Genomic DNA, 18916 nt, shown 5'->3' on the forward strand with positions numbered 1-18916 from the left:
CGGCATGACCATCCGACCGGACCGGGGCGGCGAGCAGCCGCCCCGGCCCCCGGCCGTGGAGACATCCGTACCGCCGATCCCGGAACAGCCGGGCGCGGAGCGTACGCCGGATCTGCCGGAGGCGGCGCGGCCCACGACGGCCGACGTGCCGCCGGCGGTCGGCGAGCCGGCGGTGGACGACGGTCCGGCGCCCAGGCCAGACCGGGCGCAGTACGGCGTCTGCGCGTTCCTCGCCCTGGTCGGCGGCCTGGTGATCCTCGACGCGACCACGCGCATCGGGCACGCGGTGAACAGCGCCGACCCGATCGGCCCCAGGCCGGTGCCGATCCTGCTCGGCGTGCTGCTGCTGATCGTCGCGGCGATCTACGGGTTGGACGTGGCCCGCGGCGGCACCGGCGAGCCGGAGGCCGGCGAGGACGTCGACCTGAGCAGCCCGATCGACTGGCGGACGGTGCTGCTGCTGATCGGCGCGTTCCTGGTCAACGCCGTGCTCATCGACCGGCTGGGCTGGGTGATCAGCGGGACGATCCTCTTCTGGGGCTCGGCCTACGCGCTGGGCAACCGCCACTACATCCGGAACCTGCTGATCGCCGTGGCGCTGTCGCTGATCACGTTCTACACATTCGCCATCGGGCTCGGTGTCAACCTGCCCGCCGGCGTGCTGCAAGGGATCCTCTAGATGGACAACTTCGGCAATCTGCTCGACGGGTTCGCCAACGTGCTGACCCCGATGAACCTGCTGATCGCGCTGCTCGGCGTGACCATCGGCACCGCCGTCGGGGTGCTGCCCGGCATCGGGCCGGCGATGACGGTGGCGCTGCTGCTGCCGGTGACGTACGGGATGGAGCCCACCCAGGCGTTCATCATGTTCGCCGGCATCTTCTACGGCGGCATGTACGGCGGCTCGACCACCTCGATCCTGCTGAACACCCCGGGCGAGTCGTCGTCGGTGGTGACCGCGATCGAGGGCAACAAGATGGCGAAGGCGGGCCGGGCGGCGCAGGCGCTGGCCACCGCCGCGATCGGCTCGTTCGTCGCCGGCACCATCGCCACCGTGCTGCTGGTGCTGGTCATCTCGCCGATGGTGTCGTTCGCGGTCAGCCTCGGCGCGCCCGACTACTTCGCGGTGATGCTGCTCGCGTTCGTGGCGGTCACCGCGGTGCTCGGGGCGTCCCGGGTACGCGGCTTCGCCTCGCTGCTGCTCGGCCTGACCATCGGCGTGATCGGGATCGACCAGACCGGTCAGCAGCGGCTCACCCTGGGCATTCCGCAGCTCGCCGACGGCATCGACGTGGTCGTGGTGGCGGTCGGCATCTTCGCCGTGGGCGAGGCGCTCTGGATCGCCGCGCACCTGCGCCGCAAATCCGGTGAGGTGATTCCGGTCGGCCAGCCGTGGCTGGGCCGGGAGGACTGGAAGCGGTCCTGGAAGCCCTGGCTGCGCGGCACCGCGTACGGGTTCCCGTTCGGCGCGGTGCCGGCGGGCGGGGCGGAGATCCCGACCTTCCTGTCGTACGTCACCGAGAAGAAGCTGACGAAGCACCCGGAGGAGTTCGGTCGGGGAGCCATCGAGGGTGTCGCCGGGCCGGAGGCCGCCAACAACGCCTCGGCCGCCGGCACCCTGGTGCCACTGCTGGCGATCGGCCTGCCCACCAACGCCACCGCCGCGGTGATGCTGGCCGCCTTCCGGCAGTACGGCATACAGCCCGGTCCGCTGCTCTTCGAGCGGGAGTCAGCGCTGGTCTGGACGCTGATCGCCAGCCTGTTCGTCGGCAACCTGCTGCTGCTGGTGCTAAACCTGCCGCTCGCCCCGGCCTGGGCGCGCCTGCTGCGGATCCCGCGCCCGTACCTCTACGCCGGGATCCTCTTCTTCGCCTCGATGGGCGCGTACGCGGTCAACTCCCAGCCGTTCGACCTGTTCCTGCTGCTCGCCCTCGGCCTGCTCGGCTTCGGCATGCGGCGGTTCGGGCTGCCGATCCTGCCGCTGATCGTCGGGGTCATCCTCGGCCCGCTCGCCGAGTTGCAGGGCCGGCGGGCGCTCCAGCTCTCCGGCGGCGAACTGCACGGCCTGATCGGCGGCTGGGTGTCCTGGCTGATCTACGCCGTCGTGCTGCTGGTGCTGCTCTGGCCGTTGCTCGGCCGGTTCGTGGTCCGTCCGCTGCGTGGAAGGTTGGTGACCGGATGACCGTGCTGGTGGGGTACGTGCCCTCCCTGCTGGGCGAGGCGGCCCTGCAGGCCGCCATCGAGCAGGCGAAGTTCCGCGACGAGCCGGTGCTGGTGGTGAACACGTCGCGCGGTGACGCGTACGTCGATCCGCGCTTCGCGCAGGAGCCCGACCTGGAGCGGGTCACCCGCGAGCTGACCGCCGCGGGCGTGCCGCACACCGTCCGGCAGCTCATGCGTGGGCGGGACGCCGCCGAGGAGATCATGGAGATCGTCGAGGCGGGGGACGTGTCGCTGGTGGTGATCGGCATCCGGCACCGGACCCCGGTGGGCAAGCTGATCATGGGCTCGACGACGCAGGAGATCCTGCTCCGGGTGCCCTGCCCGGTCCTCGCGGTGAAGGCCCCCGTAACCGAATGAGAGAGGGAAGACCATGGTGATCCCCACCGCCGACCTCTTCGACCGGTACGGCGACACGCTCGGCTCCTGCGACACCCAGCTGCGCCAGTACGGCGGCGTCGCCGCCTTCGCCGGGCCCGCGGTCACCGTGCGCTGCTTCGAGGACAACGCCCTGGTGAAGTCGATCGTCGGCGAGCCGGGGGCGGGGCGGGTGCTGGTGGTGGACGGCGGCGGATCACTGCACACCGCCCTGATGGGCGACCTCATCGCCGGCACGGCCGCGGAGAACGGCTGGGCGGGCGTGGTGATCAACGGCGCGGTTCGCGACGTCGCCGCCCTGCGGGCCCTGCCGATCGGTATCAAGGCGCTCGGCACGAACCCCCGCAAGAGCGCCAAGACGGGCGCCGGTGAGCGGGACGTGCCGGTGTCGTTCGGCGACTGCGTCTTCGCGCCGGGCGCCGAGGTGCACAGCGACGACGACGGCGTCGTGGTCGTGCCGCCCGGGGGACGGCCGTAGCGTCGGCCGCGCCGGGTCAGCCCTCGCTGGCCGGGTGCGGGGCGATCTGACCCTGCCGCAGCCGGGCCGCGCACAGCTCCGCCAGCTTCGCGTACGCGGGAGCGCCGATCAGCGCGGTCAGCTCCGGGCCGTACGAGACGTACATCGGCTCGGCGCCGACGTGCGCGTCGGTGGAGGAGGTGCACCACCAGTCCAGGTCGTGCCCGCCCGCGCCCCAGCCCCGCCGGTCGAACTCCGACAGCGTGGAGATCAGCACCTTGGTGTTGTCGGTCCGCTTGTGCCAGTCCTGGTCGCGGCGGATCGGCAGTTGCCAGCAGACGTCCGGCTTGTACTCCAGCGGATGCACGCCGTCGCGCAGCGCCTGGGCGTGCAGCGCGCAGCCGCCCCCACCCGGGAAGTCGGCGTCGTTGAGGAAGACGCACGGCGCGTCGACGTCCCGGGTGGCGGTGCGCCGGGCCGGGTTCTTGCCGTCGATGGTGTCGTTCTCGGTCCAGTTCTTGAAGCCGCGGCGGAAGTGCTGCCAGGTCGACGGGGTGAGCCGCTTGACCGCGGTGCGGACCCGCTTCTCGTCGTCGGAGTCGGTGAAGAACGCGCCGTGCGAGCAGCAGCCGTCGGCGGCCCGGCCGGCGACGATGCCGTGGCAGCCCTTGCCGAAGATGCACGTCCAGCGGGAGAGCAGCCAGGTCAGGTCGGCCCGGACCAGGTGCTTCTCGTCCGCCGGGTCGACGAACTCGATCCACTCCCGGGGAAAGTCGAGCCCCACCTCCCGGCTGCGCGGGTCGTCGGGGTCGTCCACGAGTCCCTGCAGCTCGATCTGGCCTGTCACCCGGACCAGCGTACGCGGGGTGCCTCCGGCCGGCTGGCGAGCCGGGAAAACGTGTTGGGCCTAGGGTCATCAGCATGCGACTGGGTGTCCTCGACGTCGGTTCGAACACGGTGCACCTGCTGGTGGTCGACGCCCACCACGGGGCGCACCCCTGGCCGGCGCACTCGGAGAAGGTGGTGCTCCGGCTGGCCGAGCAGATCGGCCCGGACGGCGCGCTGACCGAGGCGGGCGCGGACGGGCTGGTCAAGGCGGTCGGCATGGCCCGGGCGGCGGCGGCCGGGCTGGACGCCGACGACCTGCTCGCCTTCGCCACCTCCGCCGTCCGGGACGCCACCAACGCCGCCGAGGTGCTGGCCCGGGTCCGGGAGGAGACCGGCGTACGGCTGGAGGTGCTCGCCGGCGCGGACGAGGCGCGGATGACCTTCCTGGCGGTCCGGCGGTGGTTCGGCTGGTCGGCCGGCCGGCTGCTGGCCCTCGACATCGGCGGCGGCTCGCTGGAGCTGGCGGCCGGGATCGACGAGGAACCGGACGTGGCGATCTCGTTGCCGCTCGGCGCCGGGCGGTTGAGCCGGGAGCGGCTGCGGGTCGACCCGTCGGGCACCCTGGCGCCGCCGGCCGAGGCCGTGGAGGAGCTGCGGGAGTACGTCGACGAGCGGCTCGACCCGGTGGTGGAGAAGTTGGCGGCGGTGGGCTGGGAACGCCCGGTCGCCACCTCGAAGACGTTCCGGACGCTGGCCCGGCTGGCCGGCGCCGCGCCCTCCGGCGCCGGGCTCTGGGCCCGGCGCAGCCTGACCCGCACCGGGCTGCGGCAGGTGCTGGGCTTCGTCCGGCACATCCCGCCGGCGCAGCTGCCGGAGCTGGAGGGGGTGAGCGCCGCCCGGGCCCACCAGCTCCTGGCCGGCGCGGTGGTGGCCGAGGCGGTGATGCGCCGGCTCGACGTCGACGCGCTCGACGTCTGCCCGTGGGCGCTGCGCGAGGGGGTCATCCTCCGGCGGCTCGATCAGCTCGCGCCGATGTGATCCGGTCGGTCGTTCTGGGCTTTTTGCGGGTGCTCGTCCTGATGCCGTCCGACGGGCCGGGCTACCCTGAGGGGCGTGACTTCCCGCGTCCCGGTGCTCCTCTCCAGTTCCTCGGTCTTCCCTGAGCGGACCGCGGCGGCGTTCCAGCTCGCCGCCGCGCTCGGCTACGACGGCGTCGAGGTGATGGTCTGGACCGACGTCGTCAGCCAGGACCCGGGCGCGCTGCGCGGGCTCGCCGACCACTACGGCGTGCCGGTGCTCTCGGTGCACGCGCCCTGCCTGCTGGTCACCCAGCGGGTGTGGAGCCCGGACCCGTGGGAGCGGCTGCGCAAGGCCGCCGAGCTGGCCGAGACCCTCGAAGCGCCGACCGTCGTGGTGCACCCGCCGTTCACCTGGCAGCGGGACTACGCCCGGAACTTCACCGACGGCCTCGACGAGATCGCCCGGCAGTTCGGCGGGCTGCGCTTCGCGGTGGAGAACATGTACCCGGTGCGGATGGCCGGCCGGCAGTTCGTCCCGTACGTCCCGGGGTGGGATCCGACCGACACCGGCTACGCCGCGTACACCCTGGACCTGTCGCACTGCGCCGCCTCGCACACCGACGCCCTGGAGATGGCCGACCGGATGGGCGCCGGCCTGGCGCACGTCCACCTCGGCGACGGCACCGGTGAGGGACGCGACGAGCACCTGGTGCCCGGGCGGGGCGGCCAGCCCTGCGCCGAGCTGCTCCGCTCGCTCGCCGGGCGCGGCTTCACCGGCTCGGTCGCCGTGGAGGTCACCACCCGGGGCGCGAAGAGCCGCGCGGTGCGGGAGGCCGACCTGCGCGAGGCCCTGGAGTTCGCCCGCGCCAACCTCACCGCCCCCTCCCCGGTCGACGTCTGACGGGGAGGGCGCGCCCCGGTCAGCTGACCGGGGTGAGGGTCTCCGCCTGGGCGGGCACGGTGAGCTGGTCGCCGACGGCCGCCCGCTTGCGGGCCCGGTGGGCCGCCACGTGCGAGCGGGTGGCGCAGCGCTCCGAGCAGAACCGCCGGCAGCAGTTCGACGAGGTGTCCAGGTAGACGTTGCCGCAGCGCTCGTCCGCGCAGACGCCGAACCGGGCGCTGCCGTACTCGCAGAGCCAGACCGACAGCCCCCACACCGCGCCGGCCAGGTACTCCTGGCTGACCGAGGCGCCGCGGCTGGTCACGTGCATGTGCCAGTCGCTGGAGTCGTGGCCGGAGATCCGCGGCTGCACCGGGAACGCCTCCAGCAGCGCGTTCAGCTCGGCCACCGCCTGACCGTCCCGGCCCGAGGTGCCGTACTCGAAGACGTCACGCAGGCGCTTCTGCGCCCGCCGGAAGATCGCCAGGTCCCGCTCCGCGACCTCGTCGCGCATCCACGCGTTGTCGTCCGGGAAGAGGGCCCGCAGGTCGTCGAGGTCGTCCAGGCGGGCGTTGACGAGGTCAACGCCGGTCCGGGCGTACGCGTCGAAGTTCACGACACCAACGGTAGACGACTCACGGGGTACGCGGCGCATCGATGTAGTGCGGCAGGAACCGCGCGTAACCGTCCGTGATGAGGCTCTCGCTCTCGCGTACGCCGGCGCCGGCCGACTCGCCGTCGACGATCCAGCTCCCCAGCACCATCCGGCTGCCGGCGAACTCGGGCAGCGCCCGGAACTGCTGGTAGCAGAACCCCTCCTGGCCGTAGCTCCCCGGATTGGTGATCTCGGCGCCGCCGGCGACGATCCGCACCGAGCCGCCCTCCCGGCCGAGCAGCGGCTTCGCCACGTACTCGGTCATCCCGCGCGGTGAGTCCAGGTACGCCGGGAGCAGGTACTCGTGGTCCGGGTACAGCTCCCAGAGCACGGCCAGCAGGGCCTTGTTCGACAGCAGCAGCTTCCAGGCCGGCTCGATCCAGGTGGTCGGGGTGCCCGGGTCCAGCGCGAGCGGCCCGTACGGCTCGGCGAGCATCCACTCCCACGGGTAGAGCTTGAAGCAGGTGGTGACCGGGCGGTCGGCGGCGTCGACGAAGCGCCGGCCGTCCCAGCCGACCTGCTGGATGGGGAGCAGCTCGACGTCCAGCCCGGCCTGGCGGGCGGTCTCCGCCAGGTAGCCGGCGGTGATCTGGTCCTCGCCCGACTCCTCCTCGCCCGACCAGACCACGTGCACCCGCCGGTCGTGCAGGTCGGCGCCGATCTTCGCCCACGCCCCGACCAGGCGCTCGTGCAGGCTGTTCCACTGGTCCGCCGCGGGCCGGGTGTGCTCCAGCCAGTACCACTGGATGATGCTCGCCTCGACCAGCGCGGTCGGGGTGTCGGCGTTGTACTCCAGCAGCTTCGGCGGCCAGGAGCCGTCGTACCAGAGGTCGAAACGGCCGTAGAGGGAAGGCGGGGCTTCGCGCAGCGACCGGGCGACCGCCTCGGCGGCCCAGGCCGGGATGCCGAACTCGGCGTACCGGTCGCGGGCCACCACGTGCTTCGCCGCGGCCACCGACATCCGGTGCAGCTCCTCGGTCGCGTCCTCCAGCCGGAGCACCTCGTCCAGCGCGAAGGCGTACGCGGCGGTCTCGTCCCAGTACGACATGATCCCGCCGTCGGGCAGCTCGGTGTCGACGTACACCAGGCCCTGCGAGCGGATGGTGGCGTCCCAGCCGGGGCGGGGGGTGCTCGCCTCGCGCCGCACCTCAGCCCCCGCAGGCGGCGAGGTGGGTGCCGAAGCCGCCGCGCTCGGGCACCGCCGCGGCGACCGGCTCCGGGGCGGTCCGGGCGGCGGCCGGCGCGGGGACCCGCAGCGCCAGCGCCACCGTGTCCCCACCACCGCCGGCCGGGCCCAGCGCGCAGTCGTCATCGTCGTCGTCGGTCAGGTTGCAGCCGGAGAGGGCGAGCGCCAGGGCGGTCAGCGCGCCGAGCTGCACGGTGGCCGACCGGAGCCGGCGTCGGGGGCGTGGTTCCACGTGAACGTTGTAGCCGATCACCGCCACGTCGTCGGTCCCGACGGCCCGCTCGCAGCAGTGCGTGACGTACGCCCCGCCCCCCGGCGGGGGTGGCTCGCCGGGCGTTACCCTCGGCTCATGCTCCGTTCCGTCATCCTCGCCGCCTCCCGGTCATCCCAGGTCGAGCGGCTCGTCGCGACGGCCCCGTTCACCCGGGACGTCGTCCGCCGGTTCGTCGCCGGCGCCGGCACCGACGACGCGTTGCGCGCGACCCGCGAACTCGTCGCCGACGGCCTCGCGGTCACCCTCGACAACCTCGGCGAGGACACCGTCACCCCCGAGCAGGCGAACGCCACCCGGGACGAATACCTCAAGTTGCTGCGGCTGCTCTCCGCCGCCGGCCTCACCCCCGCCGCCGAGGTGAGCGTGAAGCTCTCCGCGCTCGGGCAGATGTTCGACGAGCAGCTCGCCTACGACAACGCGCGAGCGATCTGCGCGGCCGCCGACGCGGCGGGCACCACGGTCACCCTGGACATGGAGGACCACACCACCACCGACTCGACCCTGGACGTCCTGGCCAAGCTGCGCAAGGACTACCCGTCGACCGGTGCGGTGCTCCAGGCGTACCTGCGGCGGACCGAGTCGGACTGCCGGGAGCTGGCCGGCGCGGGGTCGCGGGTGCGGCTGTGCAAGGGCGCCTACAAGGAGCCGGAGTCGGTGGCCTACCAGTCCGCCCGCGAGGTGGACAGGTCCTACGTCCGCTGCCTGAACGTGCTGATGGCCGGCGACGGCTACCCGATGCTGGCCACCCACGACCCGCGCCTGATCGCCATCGGCGAGGACCGGGCGCGCTGGTTCGACCGCGGCCCGGACCGTTTCGAGTTCCAGATGCTGTACGGCATCCGCCCCGAGGAGCAGGCCCGCCTCGTCGGCGAGGGCTACACCGTGCGCACCTACCTGCCGTACGGCGAGGACTGGTACGGCTACCTGATGCGCCGCCTCGCCGAGCGCCCCGCCAACCTGATGTTCTTCGGCCGGGCCCTGATGTCCAAGAAGTGACCCACCGGTTCGACCAGGCCCGGGTGCTGAGCACCAGGCGGTAGCCGTCCGGGATGGCGAAAGGTCACCCCCGGCGGTAGCGCCTTGACGATTGAAGCTAATGGCATTAGCTTTGTGGCTATGACGATTAGCCAGGTGGCGCGGGACGGCGGAACCATCGCGTACGAGGTGCACGGGGAGGGGCCGCTGGTGGTCCTCTCGCACGGCATGGGGGAGAACCGGCGGTCCTTCCGCCACCTGATCCCGCTCCTGGTCCGGGCCGGTTACCGGGTGGCCTCGGTGGACGTCCGGGGACACGGCGACTCCAGCCCGCACTGGCCGACGTACGCCCCGGCCGAGGTCGGCGCCGACCTGCTCGCCGTGGTCCGGGCCCTCGGCGGCGGCCCGGCCACCCTGGCCGGCAGCTCGTCCAGCGCGGCCGCCGTGGTCTTCGCCGCCGCCGACGCGCCCGACCTGGTCAACGGCGTCGTGCAGCTCAGCCCGTTCGTCGCCGAGCCGACGCCCAACCCGGTCATGCGGGTCGCCCAGGCCGCGGTGCTGCGCAGCCCCCGGCTGTTCGGCATGTTCCACCGGACCCTGTTCCCCGCCGCGCGGCCGGCCGACGACGCCGCGTACCGCACGGAGCTGGTCGCCGGCCTGCGCGGGCGGATGGACGCCGTGCGCGGGGTGATCGCGCCGGCCGCGCCGCACTGGACCGCCCGGGCCGCCGACGTGCGGCAGCCGGTGCTGGTGCTGATGGGCACGAAGGACCCCGACTTCACGGACCCGGGCGCCGAGGCGCGCGCCGCCCGGCGGCTCTTCGCCACCGCCGAGGCGCGCATGGTCGACGACTCCGGGCACTACCCGCACGCCGATCAGCCCGAGGCCACCGCCGCCCAGCTCGTCGAGTTCCTGGCGGTGACCACCGGTGCCTAGGGCCGGCCTCACCCCGCAGACCGTCGTCCGGGAGGCCGCCCGGCTCGCCGACGAGGTCGGCTACGACCGGCTCACCCTGGCCGCGCTCGCCGGCCGGCTCGGCGTCGCGCTGCCCAGCCTCTACAAGCACGTCAAAGGCGCCGACGCGCTGCACCAGAAGCTGGCCGCGCTGGCCACCGCCGAGATCGCCACCGTGCTGACCGGTGCCGCCGCGGGTCGAGCCGGCGACGACGCGCTGCGCGCCGTCGCCACCGCCTACCGGGCGTACGCCCACCGGCACCCCGGCCGCTACCCGGCCACCCAGCGGGCCCCCGACCCCGCCGACCCCGACCACGTCGCCGCGGCCGAGCGGGCCGTCGGCGCGATCTACGCGATCCTGCTCGGGTACGGCCTGACCGGCGACGCCGCGGTGGACGCCACCAGGATGTTCCGCGCCGCGGTGCACGGCTTCGTCACCCTCGAGGCGGCCGGCGGGTTCGGGCTGCCCAGGGACATCGACCGCTCCTTCGACGAGCTGGTGGCCGGGCTGGACGCCGCGTACCGGAGCTGGAGGTCCCGATGAAGGGGCTGCTGTTGGCGCTCGCCTTCCTGCTGGAGCTGGCGATGCTCGTCGCCGCCGGCTGGTGGGGCTTCACCCTCGACGCCGGGTGGCCCGTCCGGCTCCTCGCCGGGCTCGGCGCGCCCCTGCTGATCGCGGTCGTCTGGGGCACCTTCTGCTCGCCGAAGGCGGCCGTGCCGCTGCCCGCGCCCGGCAAGCTCGCCGTCCAGGCCGCCTGCTTCGTGACCGGCGGCGCGCTGCTCGCGCTGGCCGGCCGCCCGGTGCCGGCGATCCTGCTGGTCGCGCTCTGGGCGGTGGACAAGGCGCTGCTCAGCCTGGCCGGCGACCCGATCTGCCCTACCCCTCGCCCGTCACCGGTCCGACGGGGGAGGGCCGCAGCCGACGCCGCCGGCGCGCGGCCCTGGCCCGATCGCCCGAATGGTCGTACCCTTCGCCGGTGACCGACGGTGACCAGCAGCCCGGCGAGACAGCCGCGGACCGCGAGCCGGGCGTTGCCCCCGTCGCCACCCCCGAACCGGTGCCGGCAACCGGCGAAAACGTCACCCAGGCGCAGGCGGTGCCGGAACAGGCAACGGCAGCGGTCCCGGCACGTCGGCGCCGGTGGCCGTTGTGGGCGGCGCTCGCGGTCGTGGTCGTGGTGCTGACCTGCGCGCTGCCCGCGGTGCTGCTGGTCGGGCTGGTCGGCGGCGCGGCCGGACGGACGGCCACCGGCGACGACCGCGCCACCGCCGCCGCCCGTCGTCTCGGCGCCCGGATGACCGCCCAACTCGACCGGCAGGCCGCCGCGCTGCTCGGCGGCGACCGGAACGGCTTCCTCGACGTCGCCGAGCCGGGGGCCCGCGCCGACCTCACCCGCCGGTACGCCGCGCTGCGGGCGCTCCGGGTGACCGTGTGGCGGCCGGCGGCGGACGGGATACCCCGCACGGTCACCGGCCGGCCAGGGGAGTGGCAGCTCGCGGTCCGGGTGGAGTACTGCTTCGTCGTCCCGGGCTGCACGGCGGCCGCCACCGTGTTCGGCACCCGCTGGCGGGAGGCCGGGGAGCAGCCCCGGCTGCTCGCGGTGGAGGAGTCCCGTACCGCCCCAGCCGGCGCCCGGCCCTGGGAGGTCAGCGACCTGGCGGTGACGTTCGGGAAGCGGACGATCGTCGCCACCACGCCCGCGCTGCGGGCCAAACTGCCCGGCCTGCTCGCCGAGGCCGAGGCGGCGGCGAAGGTCGCCGACCTGTACACGGTGGGGGGCGCACCCCCCGACCGCTACCTGGTCTACTACGCCGGTCGGGCGGAGTGGCGGCGCTGGTACGGCGGCGGCCGTCCCCGATGGACGGCCGGCTACGCGGTCGGCGTGGGCGGTGGCCACCACGACGTGGTGCTCAACGCGGAGAGCCTGTCGCCCACCGGGGTCGACGACCTGCTCCGGCACGAGCTGACCCACGCCGCCTCGCTGCCCGAGCGGGGCTACTCGGACCGGGCCACCTGGTGGCTGGTGGAGGGACTGGCCGAGTACGCGGGCGCCGACGGTCAGCCGGTGGGCCGCTACGACGGACTGCCCGAGGTGCGGGAGCTCGTCCGGGGCGGCTGGAACGGCCGGCTGGACGGGCTGGCCCCGGCCGACGACGCGGCCGACGACCGGGTCGGCGGCAGCTACGGGGTCGGCTACCTGGCCGTCCGGCACCTCGTCGACCGGTACGGGGAGCAGCGGGTGCTGGACTTCTTCCGCCTGGTGGTCCACGACCGGCGGTCCGCCGAGGAGGCCTCCGACCAGGTCTTCGGCGAGCAGTGGGCCACCCTGCACGACGACTGCGTCCGGTACGTGCGGACCGTCGCCGGCTGACCGGTGGCGGGCAGGTCGACGATCGCCGACGGGTCGTAGCATGGGCCAGGTGGCCCGCACCCACCCGCCGCGGCCCCCGATCGTCACGCGGCCCCGCCTGCTCACCGCGCTCCTCGCCGTCGTCGCCCTGACCGGCACCACCGCCGCCTCGTGCGGCGACGAGAAGTCCCCCGTCGCGCTGGCCCAGGTCGGCCGGTCCGCCGTCGCCGAGGTGATCGACGCTCCGGCCACGGTGACCGCCCGGGCCGCCGCGACCCTCACCGCACCCGCCGACGGCACCCTCGCCAGCCTGCGCTTCCAGCCCGGACAGCGGGTACGCCGAGGGCAGGTGCTCGCGGTCATCAGCTCACCGTCCGCGCAGGACCGGCTCCGGCAGGCCCGCGAGGCGCTGCGCGCCGCGAAACGGGCCGGCCGGGGCGTCGGCGTCGGCGACCTGGGCGGCAGCCGGCGCGGCACGGACCAGGCCGCCGTCGAGGCCTTCGACACGGCCCGGGCCGCCGCCGGGAAGATCGGCGACCCGCAGCTGCGGTCCGCGTTGCTGCTCCAGGTGGAGTCCGCCCAGCGGCAGTACGAGTCGGCCGCCCGCGCCGCCGACCGGGCGGTCACCGCGGTGCAGCGCGGCGTGGCCGGGCTGAACTCCGCGGTCGGCGCGCTGTCCAGCGCCCAACGGCTCCAGGCCCAGCAGGCGTACGACCTGGCGAAGGCGACCGTCGACGCGCTCACCCTGCGCGCGCCGGTCGACGGGGTGGTGCAGCCCGGGGGCACCCGGTCCGCGAGCGGATCGGCCGAGCTGGCCGGGCTGCTCGGGGCGGGCGGCGCCACGGGGCTCGACCCCTCGGCGTTCGCGCCGGCCCAGGGCGGCCCGCCGGCCGGTGTGGACGACGCCGTGCCGGCCGGTGGGCGGGTCACCGCCGGAACGCCGGTGCTCACCGTGGTCGACACCGGCGCGCTCGGCCTGCTCGCCGAGGTCGACGAGACGGACGTGCTCCTGGTTCGGGCCGGCCTGGCCGCCTCGGTCGAGCTGGACGCGGTCACCGGCGCGACGTACGACGCCCGGGTCCGCTCGGTCGACGTGCTGCCCAGCACCTCCGCCCGGGGCGGGGTCACCTACCGGGTGCGGTTGGCCCTGGGCGCGGGCCGCCTCGGCGAGGGGGAGGCCGCGCCGGCGCCCCGGCCCGGCATGAACGCCGTGGTCCACCTCCGGGTCCGCGAGGCGGCCGACGCGGTCGCCGTGCCCGCCTCGGCGGTCTTCTCCGCCGACGGTCGGGACGCGGTCTGGGTGCTGCGGGACGGGAAGGCGGACCAGGTGCCGGTCACCCTGGGCGTGCAGGGGCAGGACCTGGTGCAGATCGTCAGCGGCGTGCAGGCCGGTGACCAGGTGGTGGTCCGGGGCGCGGACCAGGTTCGCGACGGCCAGGAACTCCGGTGAGCGCGAGGAGTGAGCCGGGCCTGCGAGCCCCGCAGTCGCGAACGAAGACCGGCTCCGTGACGCCGCCGGCCGGGGTGCCGGCGATCGAGGCGGTCGACGTGTCCCGGACGTACGAGCTGGACGGCGTCTCGGTGCCGGCGCTGCGTGGGGTGTCGTTGACCATCGCGCCCGGCGACTACGTCGCCGTGATCGGGCCGTCCGGCTCCGGCAAGTCCACCCTGATGCACCTGCTCGGAGGCCTGGACCGGCCCACCGACGGCCGGCTGGTGATCGGCGGCCGGGACGTGGCGACGCTCTCCGCCCCGGAGCTGGCGACGCTGCGCAACGAGACCATCGGCTTCGTCTTCCAGGCGTTCCACCTGCTGCCCCGGACGTCCGCGGTGGACAACGTGGCGCTGCCGCTGGTGTACCGGGGAATCGGCGCGCGGCAGCGGCGGGAGCGGGCGGCGGCGATGCTCGGCCGGGTGGGCCTGGGGCACCGGCTGCACCACCGGCCCAACCAGCTCTCCGGGGGCGAGCAGCAGCGGGTGGCGATCGCCCGGGCGCTGGTCACCGACCCGGCGGTGCTGCTCGCCGACGAGCCGACCGGCAACCTGGACAGTGCGACCGGCGAGGCGGTGCTGGAGCTGCTGGAACGGTTGAACGCCGAGTCCGGGGTGGCCCTGGTGATGGTCACCCACGACCAGGAGGTGGCCGCGCGGGCCCGCCGGCGGATCGCCGTGCGGGACGGCATGGTCCGCTCCGACACGGTCGCGGCGGGCGGCGACCGGCTCCATGATCGACCGCTGTCCGACCGCGAGCGTCGACCTGAGACACTGGACCCCGCTCCCAGCGCGGAGCCCCGGTCCGTGTCCGGAAGCGGCCCGGGGCACCCGTCCGGTGGCTCCGGTGGCGCCGCCGGAGCCACCGGGCGCCTTCCGCGCCATGAGCAGCGCGGTGGGGGCGCGCCGTGAGGGTGGCCGAGGCCTGGCGGGTGGCGCTGGACGCGCTGCGGGCCAACCGGATGCGCAGCGCCCTGACCATGCTCGGCGTGATCATCGGGGTGGCCTCGGTGGTGCTGCTGGTCGCCATCGGCACCGGCACCAAGCAGAAGGTCGAACAGCAGGTCGAGGGGCTCGGCTCGAACCTGCTCCTGGTCGTGCCCGGCAAGATCGACGTGGGTACCGCCCCGGTGGTCTCGCCGCTGACGTTGCAGGACGTCGACGCGGTCTCCCGGGTGGTCGGCGACCCGGGCCGGGTGGCCGTCACCGTCGCCTCCGGGGCGACCGCGCGGGCCGGCAACCGGTCGGACTTCACCACCGTCCAGGGCGTGCTGGAGAACACCCCCACGGTCTTCACCCGGTCGCTGGCCCGGGGCCGCTACCTGACCGGGGCGGACGTGGACACCAGCCGTCGGGTGGCGGTGCTCGGCGCGTCCGTCGCGACCGCGCTCTTCCCCGGCCGCGACCCGCTCGGCCAGCAGCTCGCGCTGGCCGGGGTGCGGTTCCGGGTGATCGGCGTGTTCGCCCCGCTCGGGCAGAGCCTCGGGGTGGACCGCGACGACGAGGTGCACGTGCCGGTCACCGCGGCGCAGCGGCTCTGGGGCACCCAGCGGGTGGACGGCATCGCGGTCAAGGCGCCGGACCGGGAGCGGATCGGCGAACTCGGCGACCGGATCGTCGCCGAGCTGTCCCGACGCCACCCGGACACCGAGTTCAGTGCGGTCACCCAGCAGCAGATCCTCGGCGTGCTCGGCGACATCCTCGGCGTGCTGACCGGCGTGCTGGCCGCCATCGCCGGCATCTCGCTGCTCGTCGGCGGGGTCGGCGTCTCCAACATCATGCTGGTCTCGGTCCGCGAGCGGACCCGGGAGATCGGCCTGCGCAAGGCGGTGGGCGCCCGCCCCCGGGACATCGGCGTGCAGTTCCTGCTGGAGGCGGTGCTGCTCACCGCCATCGGCGGGCTGACCGGGATGGCGCTCGGCGTGGGCGCCGCGTTGCTGGTGGACGCGGTCTCGCCGATCCCGGCCGCGATCACCTGGTGGTCGCTGGCGCTCGCCTTCGGGGTCTCCGCCGCGGTCGGCATCGTCTTCGGGGTGGTGCCGGCCCAGCGGGCCGGCCGGCTCGACCCGGTGGTCGCGCTGCGCGCGGAGTGACCGTGGCCTGGCGGTCCCGGCAACGGGACGAGACGCGCATCGGGGAGGAAAACGCCAGGTCAACGCGGGGGAAAACAGCGGCCCGTCCATGATCAGTTGCAGGAAGGGATCGCGCCGGTCACAGCCGTCCCGTTACCGTACTGGTAACACGCGCGTTGCCCGTCCTGGCGGGAGCTCCCGTCCGGTGGCACGCGCCGGGCACGGGAATGGGTCGGTGAGCCATGGCCGCGTCGCAGTCCGACGGTCGACTGTCGGATGTCAGGTTCCTGACCGTCGCCGAGGTGGCGACGGTCATGCGGGTCTCCAAGATGACGGTCTACCGTCTCGTGCACAGCGGTGAGCTGACCGCGGTACGGGTGGGCCGGTCGTTCCGGGTGCCCGAGCACGCCGTGCACGACTATCTCCGGGGCGCGTTTCAGGAAACCGCCTGACGCACCGCCGAGTGCGACGTAACGGGCATCGACGGGGGCGCGTTGGTCCTGCTGATGCACTCCAGCTACCCTGGACCCCGACCGCACCCTGGTGCGCCCTGCCCACCACGCTGGTCCGGTCCGTTGTCCGCAAGCGGTCACCGACGCCACCCGCGGTGGTGTCTCCCGGTCCGCCCCGCACGTTGCATCGAAAGGCTGTCGTATGGGCTCGGTGGTCAAGAAGCGCCGCAAGCGCATGGCTAAGAAGAAGCACCGCAAGCTGCTGCGCAAGACCCGCGTCCAGCGTCGCCGTCTCGGCAAGTGACCGGGGCCGGGCCATGGCCCGGCATCCGGCACCACTTGCCAACTGTCGACTCTCGGAGGCTCAGGTGATCAGGCCGCGAACGTCCCGGCTCGATCCCGCCTGCCAGACAAGGCGCACGACATGACCCCCGGTGGCACCCCAGGTGCTCCGGGGGTCGTCGTCGTCACCGGGGTCGGCCGCTACCTCGGCGCCCACGTCGCCGCCCGACTCGCCGCCGACCCCCGGATCGAACGGGTCATCGGCGTCGACCCGGCCACCCCCGGCCCTGAGTTCACCGACCTGCTCGACCGGGTCGAACGGATCCGCCTCGACCTCGACTCGCTCGGCGGTCTCCTCGCCGACCTCGAGGTCGACGCCGTGGTACACCTCGCCCTGGTCAGCGCCCCCGACCAGCAGCACGGCGGCCGGGCGGCGATGAAGGAACAGAACGTCATCGGCACCATGCAGCTGCTCGCCGCCTGCCAGCGGGCGCCCCGGCTGCGCAAGCTCGTGGTCCGCTCGTCGACCGCCGCGTACGGCGCGTCGTTCCGCGACCCGGCGGTCTTCACCGAGGAGACCGAGCCGCGCGAGGTGCCACGCGGCGGTTTCGGCCGCGACATCCTCGACATCGAGGGGTACGTCCGCGGTTTCCGCCGCCGCCGTCCCGACGTCACCGCCACCGTGCTGCGCTTCGCACCGTTCATCGGCTCCACCGCGGACACCACGCTGACCCGCTACTTCTCCCAGCCGGTGGTGCCCACCGTCTTCGGCCGTGACCCGCGGCTGCAGTTCGTCCACTTCGACGACGCGCTCGAGGTGTTGCACCGGTCGATCGTCGAGGAACACCCGGGGACGTACAACGTCGCCGGCCCGGGCGTGCTCTCCCTCACCCAGGCGATCCGGCGGGCCGGCCGGGTGGCCATGCCGGTGCTGGAGCCCGGTCTCTCCGGCGCGGCGGCGATCGCCCGCAACCTCGGCTTCGGCCGCTACGGGTTGGACCAGGTCGACCTCTTCGTGCACGGTCGGGTGGTGGACACCACCAGGCTCGAGCGGGAGTACGGCTTCACGCCGCGCTCCACCGCCGCCGCGTTCGACGACTTCATCCGCGCCCACCACGGCGGTGTGGTGGTGAGCCGGGATCAGCTCGCCGCAGCCGAGCAGCTGGTGCTGGAGGGCATCCGGCAGGTCCGCTCGGCCGTCCGGGAGCGATCGTGAGCGGCCGGGACGAGCGGCGCGACGGCCGGTACGACGTACCGCTGACGGTGGCCGGGCCGGACGCGGAGCCGGCGCGGCGCAACGGACACCGCCGGACGACGGCGGCCGCCGCCGACCCGGCGGCGCACGACGAGCCGGACACCGCCACGGACGAGCCGGACACCGCCGCCACGGACGAACCTGCGACGGCTGCGATGGACGTGCCGTCCGCGGACGAGCCGGACCCGGCGGCGACGGCCGTGGCGGACGAGCCGTTCCGCATGGCGGACCAGCGGTCCGGCGGCCCGGAGCCGGCGGCGGTCGAGGAGCCGGCCGAGGCGACGCCGGACGACCACGGGGCGGTGGCGTTTGCCGGGCCGGCGGTGCCGGACCGGCGGGACCACTGGGACCGCCGGGTCGCGGGCGGGCTGGCCTTCCTGCGGCGACGGCTCGCCGGCGACTACGAGGTCGACGAGTTCGGCTTCGACCCGCACCTCACCGACGCCGTGTTCCACCCGCTGGTCCGGCTGCTGTACCGGGACTGGTTCCGCACCGAGGTCGGCGGCCTGGAGAACGTGCCGGCCGACGGGCCCGCCCTGGTGGTCGGCAATCACTCCGGCACGGTGGCGCTGGACGCGCTGATCCTCTCCGCCGCCCTGCACGACCAGCACCCGGCGCGCCGCTACCTGCGGCTGCTCGGCGCCGACCTGGTCTTCCGGATGCCGGTGGTCTCCGAGATCGCGCGCAAGACCGGCGGCACGGTGGCCTGTAACCCGGACGCCGAGCGGCTGCTCGGCAACGGCGAGCTGGTCGGCGTCTTCCCGGAGGGCTTCAAGGGCGTCGGCAAGCTCTACTCCGACCGCTACAAGCTCCAGCGGTTCGGCCGGGGCGGGTTCGTCTCGGCGGCGCTGCGTACCGGCACCCCGATCGTGCCGGTGGCCATCGTCGGTGGCGAGGAGACCTATCCCATGCTCGCCGACATCAAGCCGCTCGCCCGGCTGCTCAAGCTGCCCTACTTCCCGGTCACGCCGACGTTCCCCTGGCTCGGGCCGCTCGGCATGGTGCCGCTGCCGAGCAAGTGGCTGATCGAGTTCTGCCCGCCGATCCCCACCGCGCACCTCACCGACTCGGCCGACGACCCGCTGGTCGTCTTCAACCTCGCCGACCAGGTCCGGGAGACCATCCAGCAGACCCTGCACCGGCTCCTCGAACGACGCCCCGACCCGTTCGGCCCCTGAGGGGACCGC

The 18916-nt window shown here is 74.2% G+C and carries 22 protein-coding genes; 18 read left to right on the plus strand and 4 right to left on the minus strand.

Annotated features, from left to right (window positions below; translation table 11 throughout):
- Positions 1–4 precede the first annotated feature (4 nt).
- Genes ACFOYX_RS18800 through rraA form a run of 4 tightly spaced genes read left to right on the plus strand, consistent with a single transcriptional unit; the run spans position 5 to position 3076 of the window.
- Positions 5–679 (plus strand): tripartite tricarboxylate transporter TctB family protein, encoded by a 675-nt coding sequence (locus tag ACFOYX_RS18800; protein ID WP_322439118.1) that lies wholly within the window; start codon positions 5–7, stop codon positions 677–679.
- The gene (locus ACFOYX_RS18805) at positions 680–2182 is read left to right on the plus strand and encodes a tripartite tricarboxylate transporter permease (protein ID WP_322439117.1); all 1503 of its coding nucleotides are present in this window, start codon (positions 680–682) and stop codon (positions 2180–2182) included.
- On the plus strand, positions 2179–2580 hold the full coding sequence (locus ACFOYX_RS18810; protein WP_322439116.1) for a universal stress protein: 402 nt from the start codon (positions 2179–2181) through the stop codon (positions 2578–2580). Before ACFOYX_RS18805 ends, ACFOYX_RS18810 begins: the two co-directional genes overlap by 4 nt.
- Positions 2581–2593: 13 nt before the next feature.
- The gene (gene rraA, locus ACFOYX_RS18815; RefSeq protein WP_322439115.1) at positions 2594–3076 is read left to right on the plus strand and encodes a ribonuclease E activity regulator RraA; all 483 of its coding nucleotides are present in this window, start codon (positions 2594–2596) and stop codon (positions 3074–3076) included.
- A 16-nt stretch (positions 3077–3092) separates the two neighbouring features.
- On the opposite strand, the gene ACFOYX_RS18820 is transcribed toward rraA, so the two are convergent.
- The gene (locus ACFOYX_RS18820) at positions 3093–3902 is read right to left on the minus strand and encodes a hypothetical protein (RefSeq protein ID WP_322439114.1); all 810 of its coding nucleotides are present in this window, start codon (positions 3900–3902) and stop codon (positions 3093–3095) included.
- Positions 3903–3976: 74 nt separating this feature from the next.
- On the opposite strand from ACFOYX_RS18820, the gene ACFOYX_RS18825 reads away from it, so the two are divergent.
- Positions 3977–4921 (plus strand): Ppx/GppA phosphatase family protein, encoded by a 945-nt coding sequence (locus ACFOYX_RS18825; RefSeq protein WP_109803590.1) that lies wholly within the window; start codon positions 3977–3979, stop codon positions 4919–4921.
- 75 nt (positions 4922–4996) lie between these two features.
- Positions 4997–5803 (plus strand): sugar phosphate isomerase/epimerase, encoded by an 807-nt coding sequence (locus tag ACFOYX_RS18830; protein WP_322439113.1) that lies wholly within the window; start codon positions 4997–4999, stop codon positions 5801–5803.
- A gap of 19 nt (positions 5804–5822) precedes the next feature.
- On the opposite strand, the gene ACFOYX_RS18835 is transcribed toward ACFOYX_RS18830, so the two are convergent.
- From ACFOYX_RS18835 to ACFOYX_RS18845, 3 genes are read right to left on the minus strand one after another with little or no spacing between them, the layout of a single operon-like run.
- Positions 5823–6398 carry a CGNR zinc finger domain-containing protein gene (locus ACFOYX_RS18835; RefSeq protein WP_109803588.1) on the minus strand — a complete coding sequence of 192 codons (576 nt, stop codon included), beginning with the start codon at positions 6396–6398 and terminating at the stop codon, positions 5823–5825.
- 19 nt (positions 6399–6417) lie between these two features.
- A complete protein-coding gene (locus ACFOYX_RS18840) occupies positions 6418–7584 on the minus strand; it encodes a glutathionylspermidine synthase family protein (RefSeq protein WP_322439112.1) in 1167 nt (388 codons plus the stop codon).
- A 1-nt stretch (position 7585) separates the two neighbouring features.
- Complete coding sequence (locus ACFOYX_RS18845) at positions 7586–7855, minus strand: hypothetical protein (protein WP_236648177.1); 270 nt, start codon at positions 7853–7855, stop codon at positions 7586–7588.
- A gap of 117 nt (positions 7856–7972) precedes the next feature.
- On the opposite strand from ACFOYX_RS18845, the gene ACFOYX_RS18850 reads away from it, so the two are divergent.
- The 12 genes from ACFOYX_RS18850 to ACFOYX_RS18905 all read left to right on the plus strand — a co-directional run bounded on the left by ACFOYX_RS18850 (position 7973) and on the right by ACFOYX_RS18905 (position 18907).
- Positions 7973–8893, plus strand: coding sequence for a proline dehydrogenase family protein (locus tag ACFOYX_RS18850; RefSeq protein WP_322439111.1), 921 nt, complete (start codon positions 7973–7975; stop codon positions 8891–8893).
- A gap of 120 nt (positions 8894–9013) precedes the next feature.
- Positions 9014–9808, plus strand: a complete 795-nt coding sequence (locus tag ACFOYX_RS18855) for an alpha/beta hydrolase (protein WP_322439110.1) — start codon at positions 9014–9016, stop codon at positions 9806–9808.
- The gene (locus ACFOYX_RS18860; RefSeq protein WP_322439109.1) at positions 9801–10370 is read left to right on the plus strand and encodes a WHG domain-containing protein; all 570 of its coding nucleotides are present in this window, start codon (positions 9801–9803) and stop codon (positions 10368–10370) included. The genes ACFOYX_RS18855 and ACFOYX_RS18860 overlap by 8 nt, the downstream gene beginning before the upstream one ends.
- Entirely contained in the window at positions 10367–10807 is a 441-nt protein-coding gene (locus ACFOYX_RS18865) for a YrdB family protein (protein ID WP_322439108.1), read from the plus strand. The genes ACFOYX_RS18860 and ACFOYX_RS18865 overlap by 4 nt, the downstream gene beginning before the upstream one ends.
- Complete coding sequence (locus tag ACFOYX_RS18870; RefSeq protein ID WP_238453377.1) at positions 10804–12198, plus strand: hypothetical protein; 1395 nt, start codon at positions 10804–10806, stop codon at positions 12196–12198. The genes ACFOYX_RS18865 and ACFOYX_RS18870 overlap by 4 nt, the downstream gene beginning before the upstream one ends.
- A gap of 40 nt (positions 12199–12238) precedes the next feature.
- Positions 12239–13627, plus strand: coding sequence for an HlyD family efflux transporter periplasmic adaptor subunit (locus ACFOYX_RS18875; RefSeq protein WP_322439107.1), 1389 nt, complete (start codon positions 12239–12241; stop codon positions 13625–13627).
- 74 nt (positions 13628–13701) lie between these two features.
- Positions 13702–14580, plus strand: a complete 879-nt coding sequence (locus ACFOYX_RS18880; RefSeq protein WP_322439133.1) for an ABC transporter ATP-binding protein — start codon at positions 13702–13704, stop codon at positions 14578–14580.
- On the plus strand, positions 14577–15761 hold the full coding sequence (locus ACFOYX_RS18885; RefSeq protein ID WP_238453378.1) for an ABC transporter permease: 1185 nt from the start codon (positions 14577–14579) through the stop codon (positions 15759–15761). The genes ACFOYX_RS18880 and ACFOYX_RS18885 overlap by 4 nt, the downstream gene beginning before the upstream one ends.
- Before the next feature lie 221 nt (positions 15762–15982).
- Positions 15983–16192, plus strand: coding sequence for a helix-turn-helix domain-containing protein (locus ACFOYX_RS18890; protein WP_109803579.1), 210 nt, complete (start codon positions 15983–15985; stop codon positions 16190–16192).
- Positions 16193–16394: 202 nt separating this feature from the next.
- Entirely contained in the window at positions 16395–16496 is a 102-nt protein-coding gene (locus tag ACFOYX_RS18895; protein WP_007465623.1) for a 30S ribosomal protein bS22, read from the plus strand.
- Positions 16497–16616: 120 nt separating this feature from the next.
- Positions 16617–17690 carry an NAD-dependent epimerase/dehydratase family protein gene (locus ACFOYX_RS18900; RefSeq protein ID WP_109803578.1) on the plus strand — a complete coding sequence of 358 codons (1074 nt, stop codon included), beginning with the start codon at positions 16617–16619 and terminating at the stop codon, positions 17688–17690.
- Between the two features lie 260 nt (positions 17691–17950).
- The gene (locus ACFOYX_RS18905; RefSeq protein ID WP_322439132.1) at positions 17951–18907 is read left to right on the plus strand and encodes a lysophospholipid acyltransferase family protein; all 957 of its coding nucleotides are present in this window, start codon (positions 17951–17953) and stop codon (positions 18905–18907) included.
- Positions 18908–18916: the final 9 nt, after the last annotated feature.

This window comes from Micromonospora sp. GCM10011541 (assembly GCF_042650725.1).
In the GTDB taxonomy this organism is placed as follows: Bacteria; Actinomycetota; Actinomycetes; order Mycobacteriales; family Micromonosporaceae; genus Micromonospora; species Micromonospora sicca.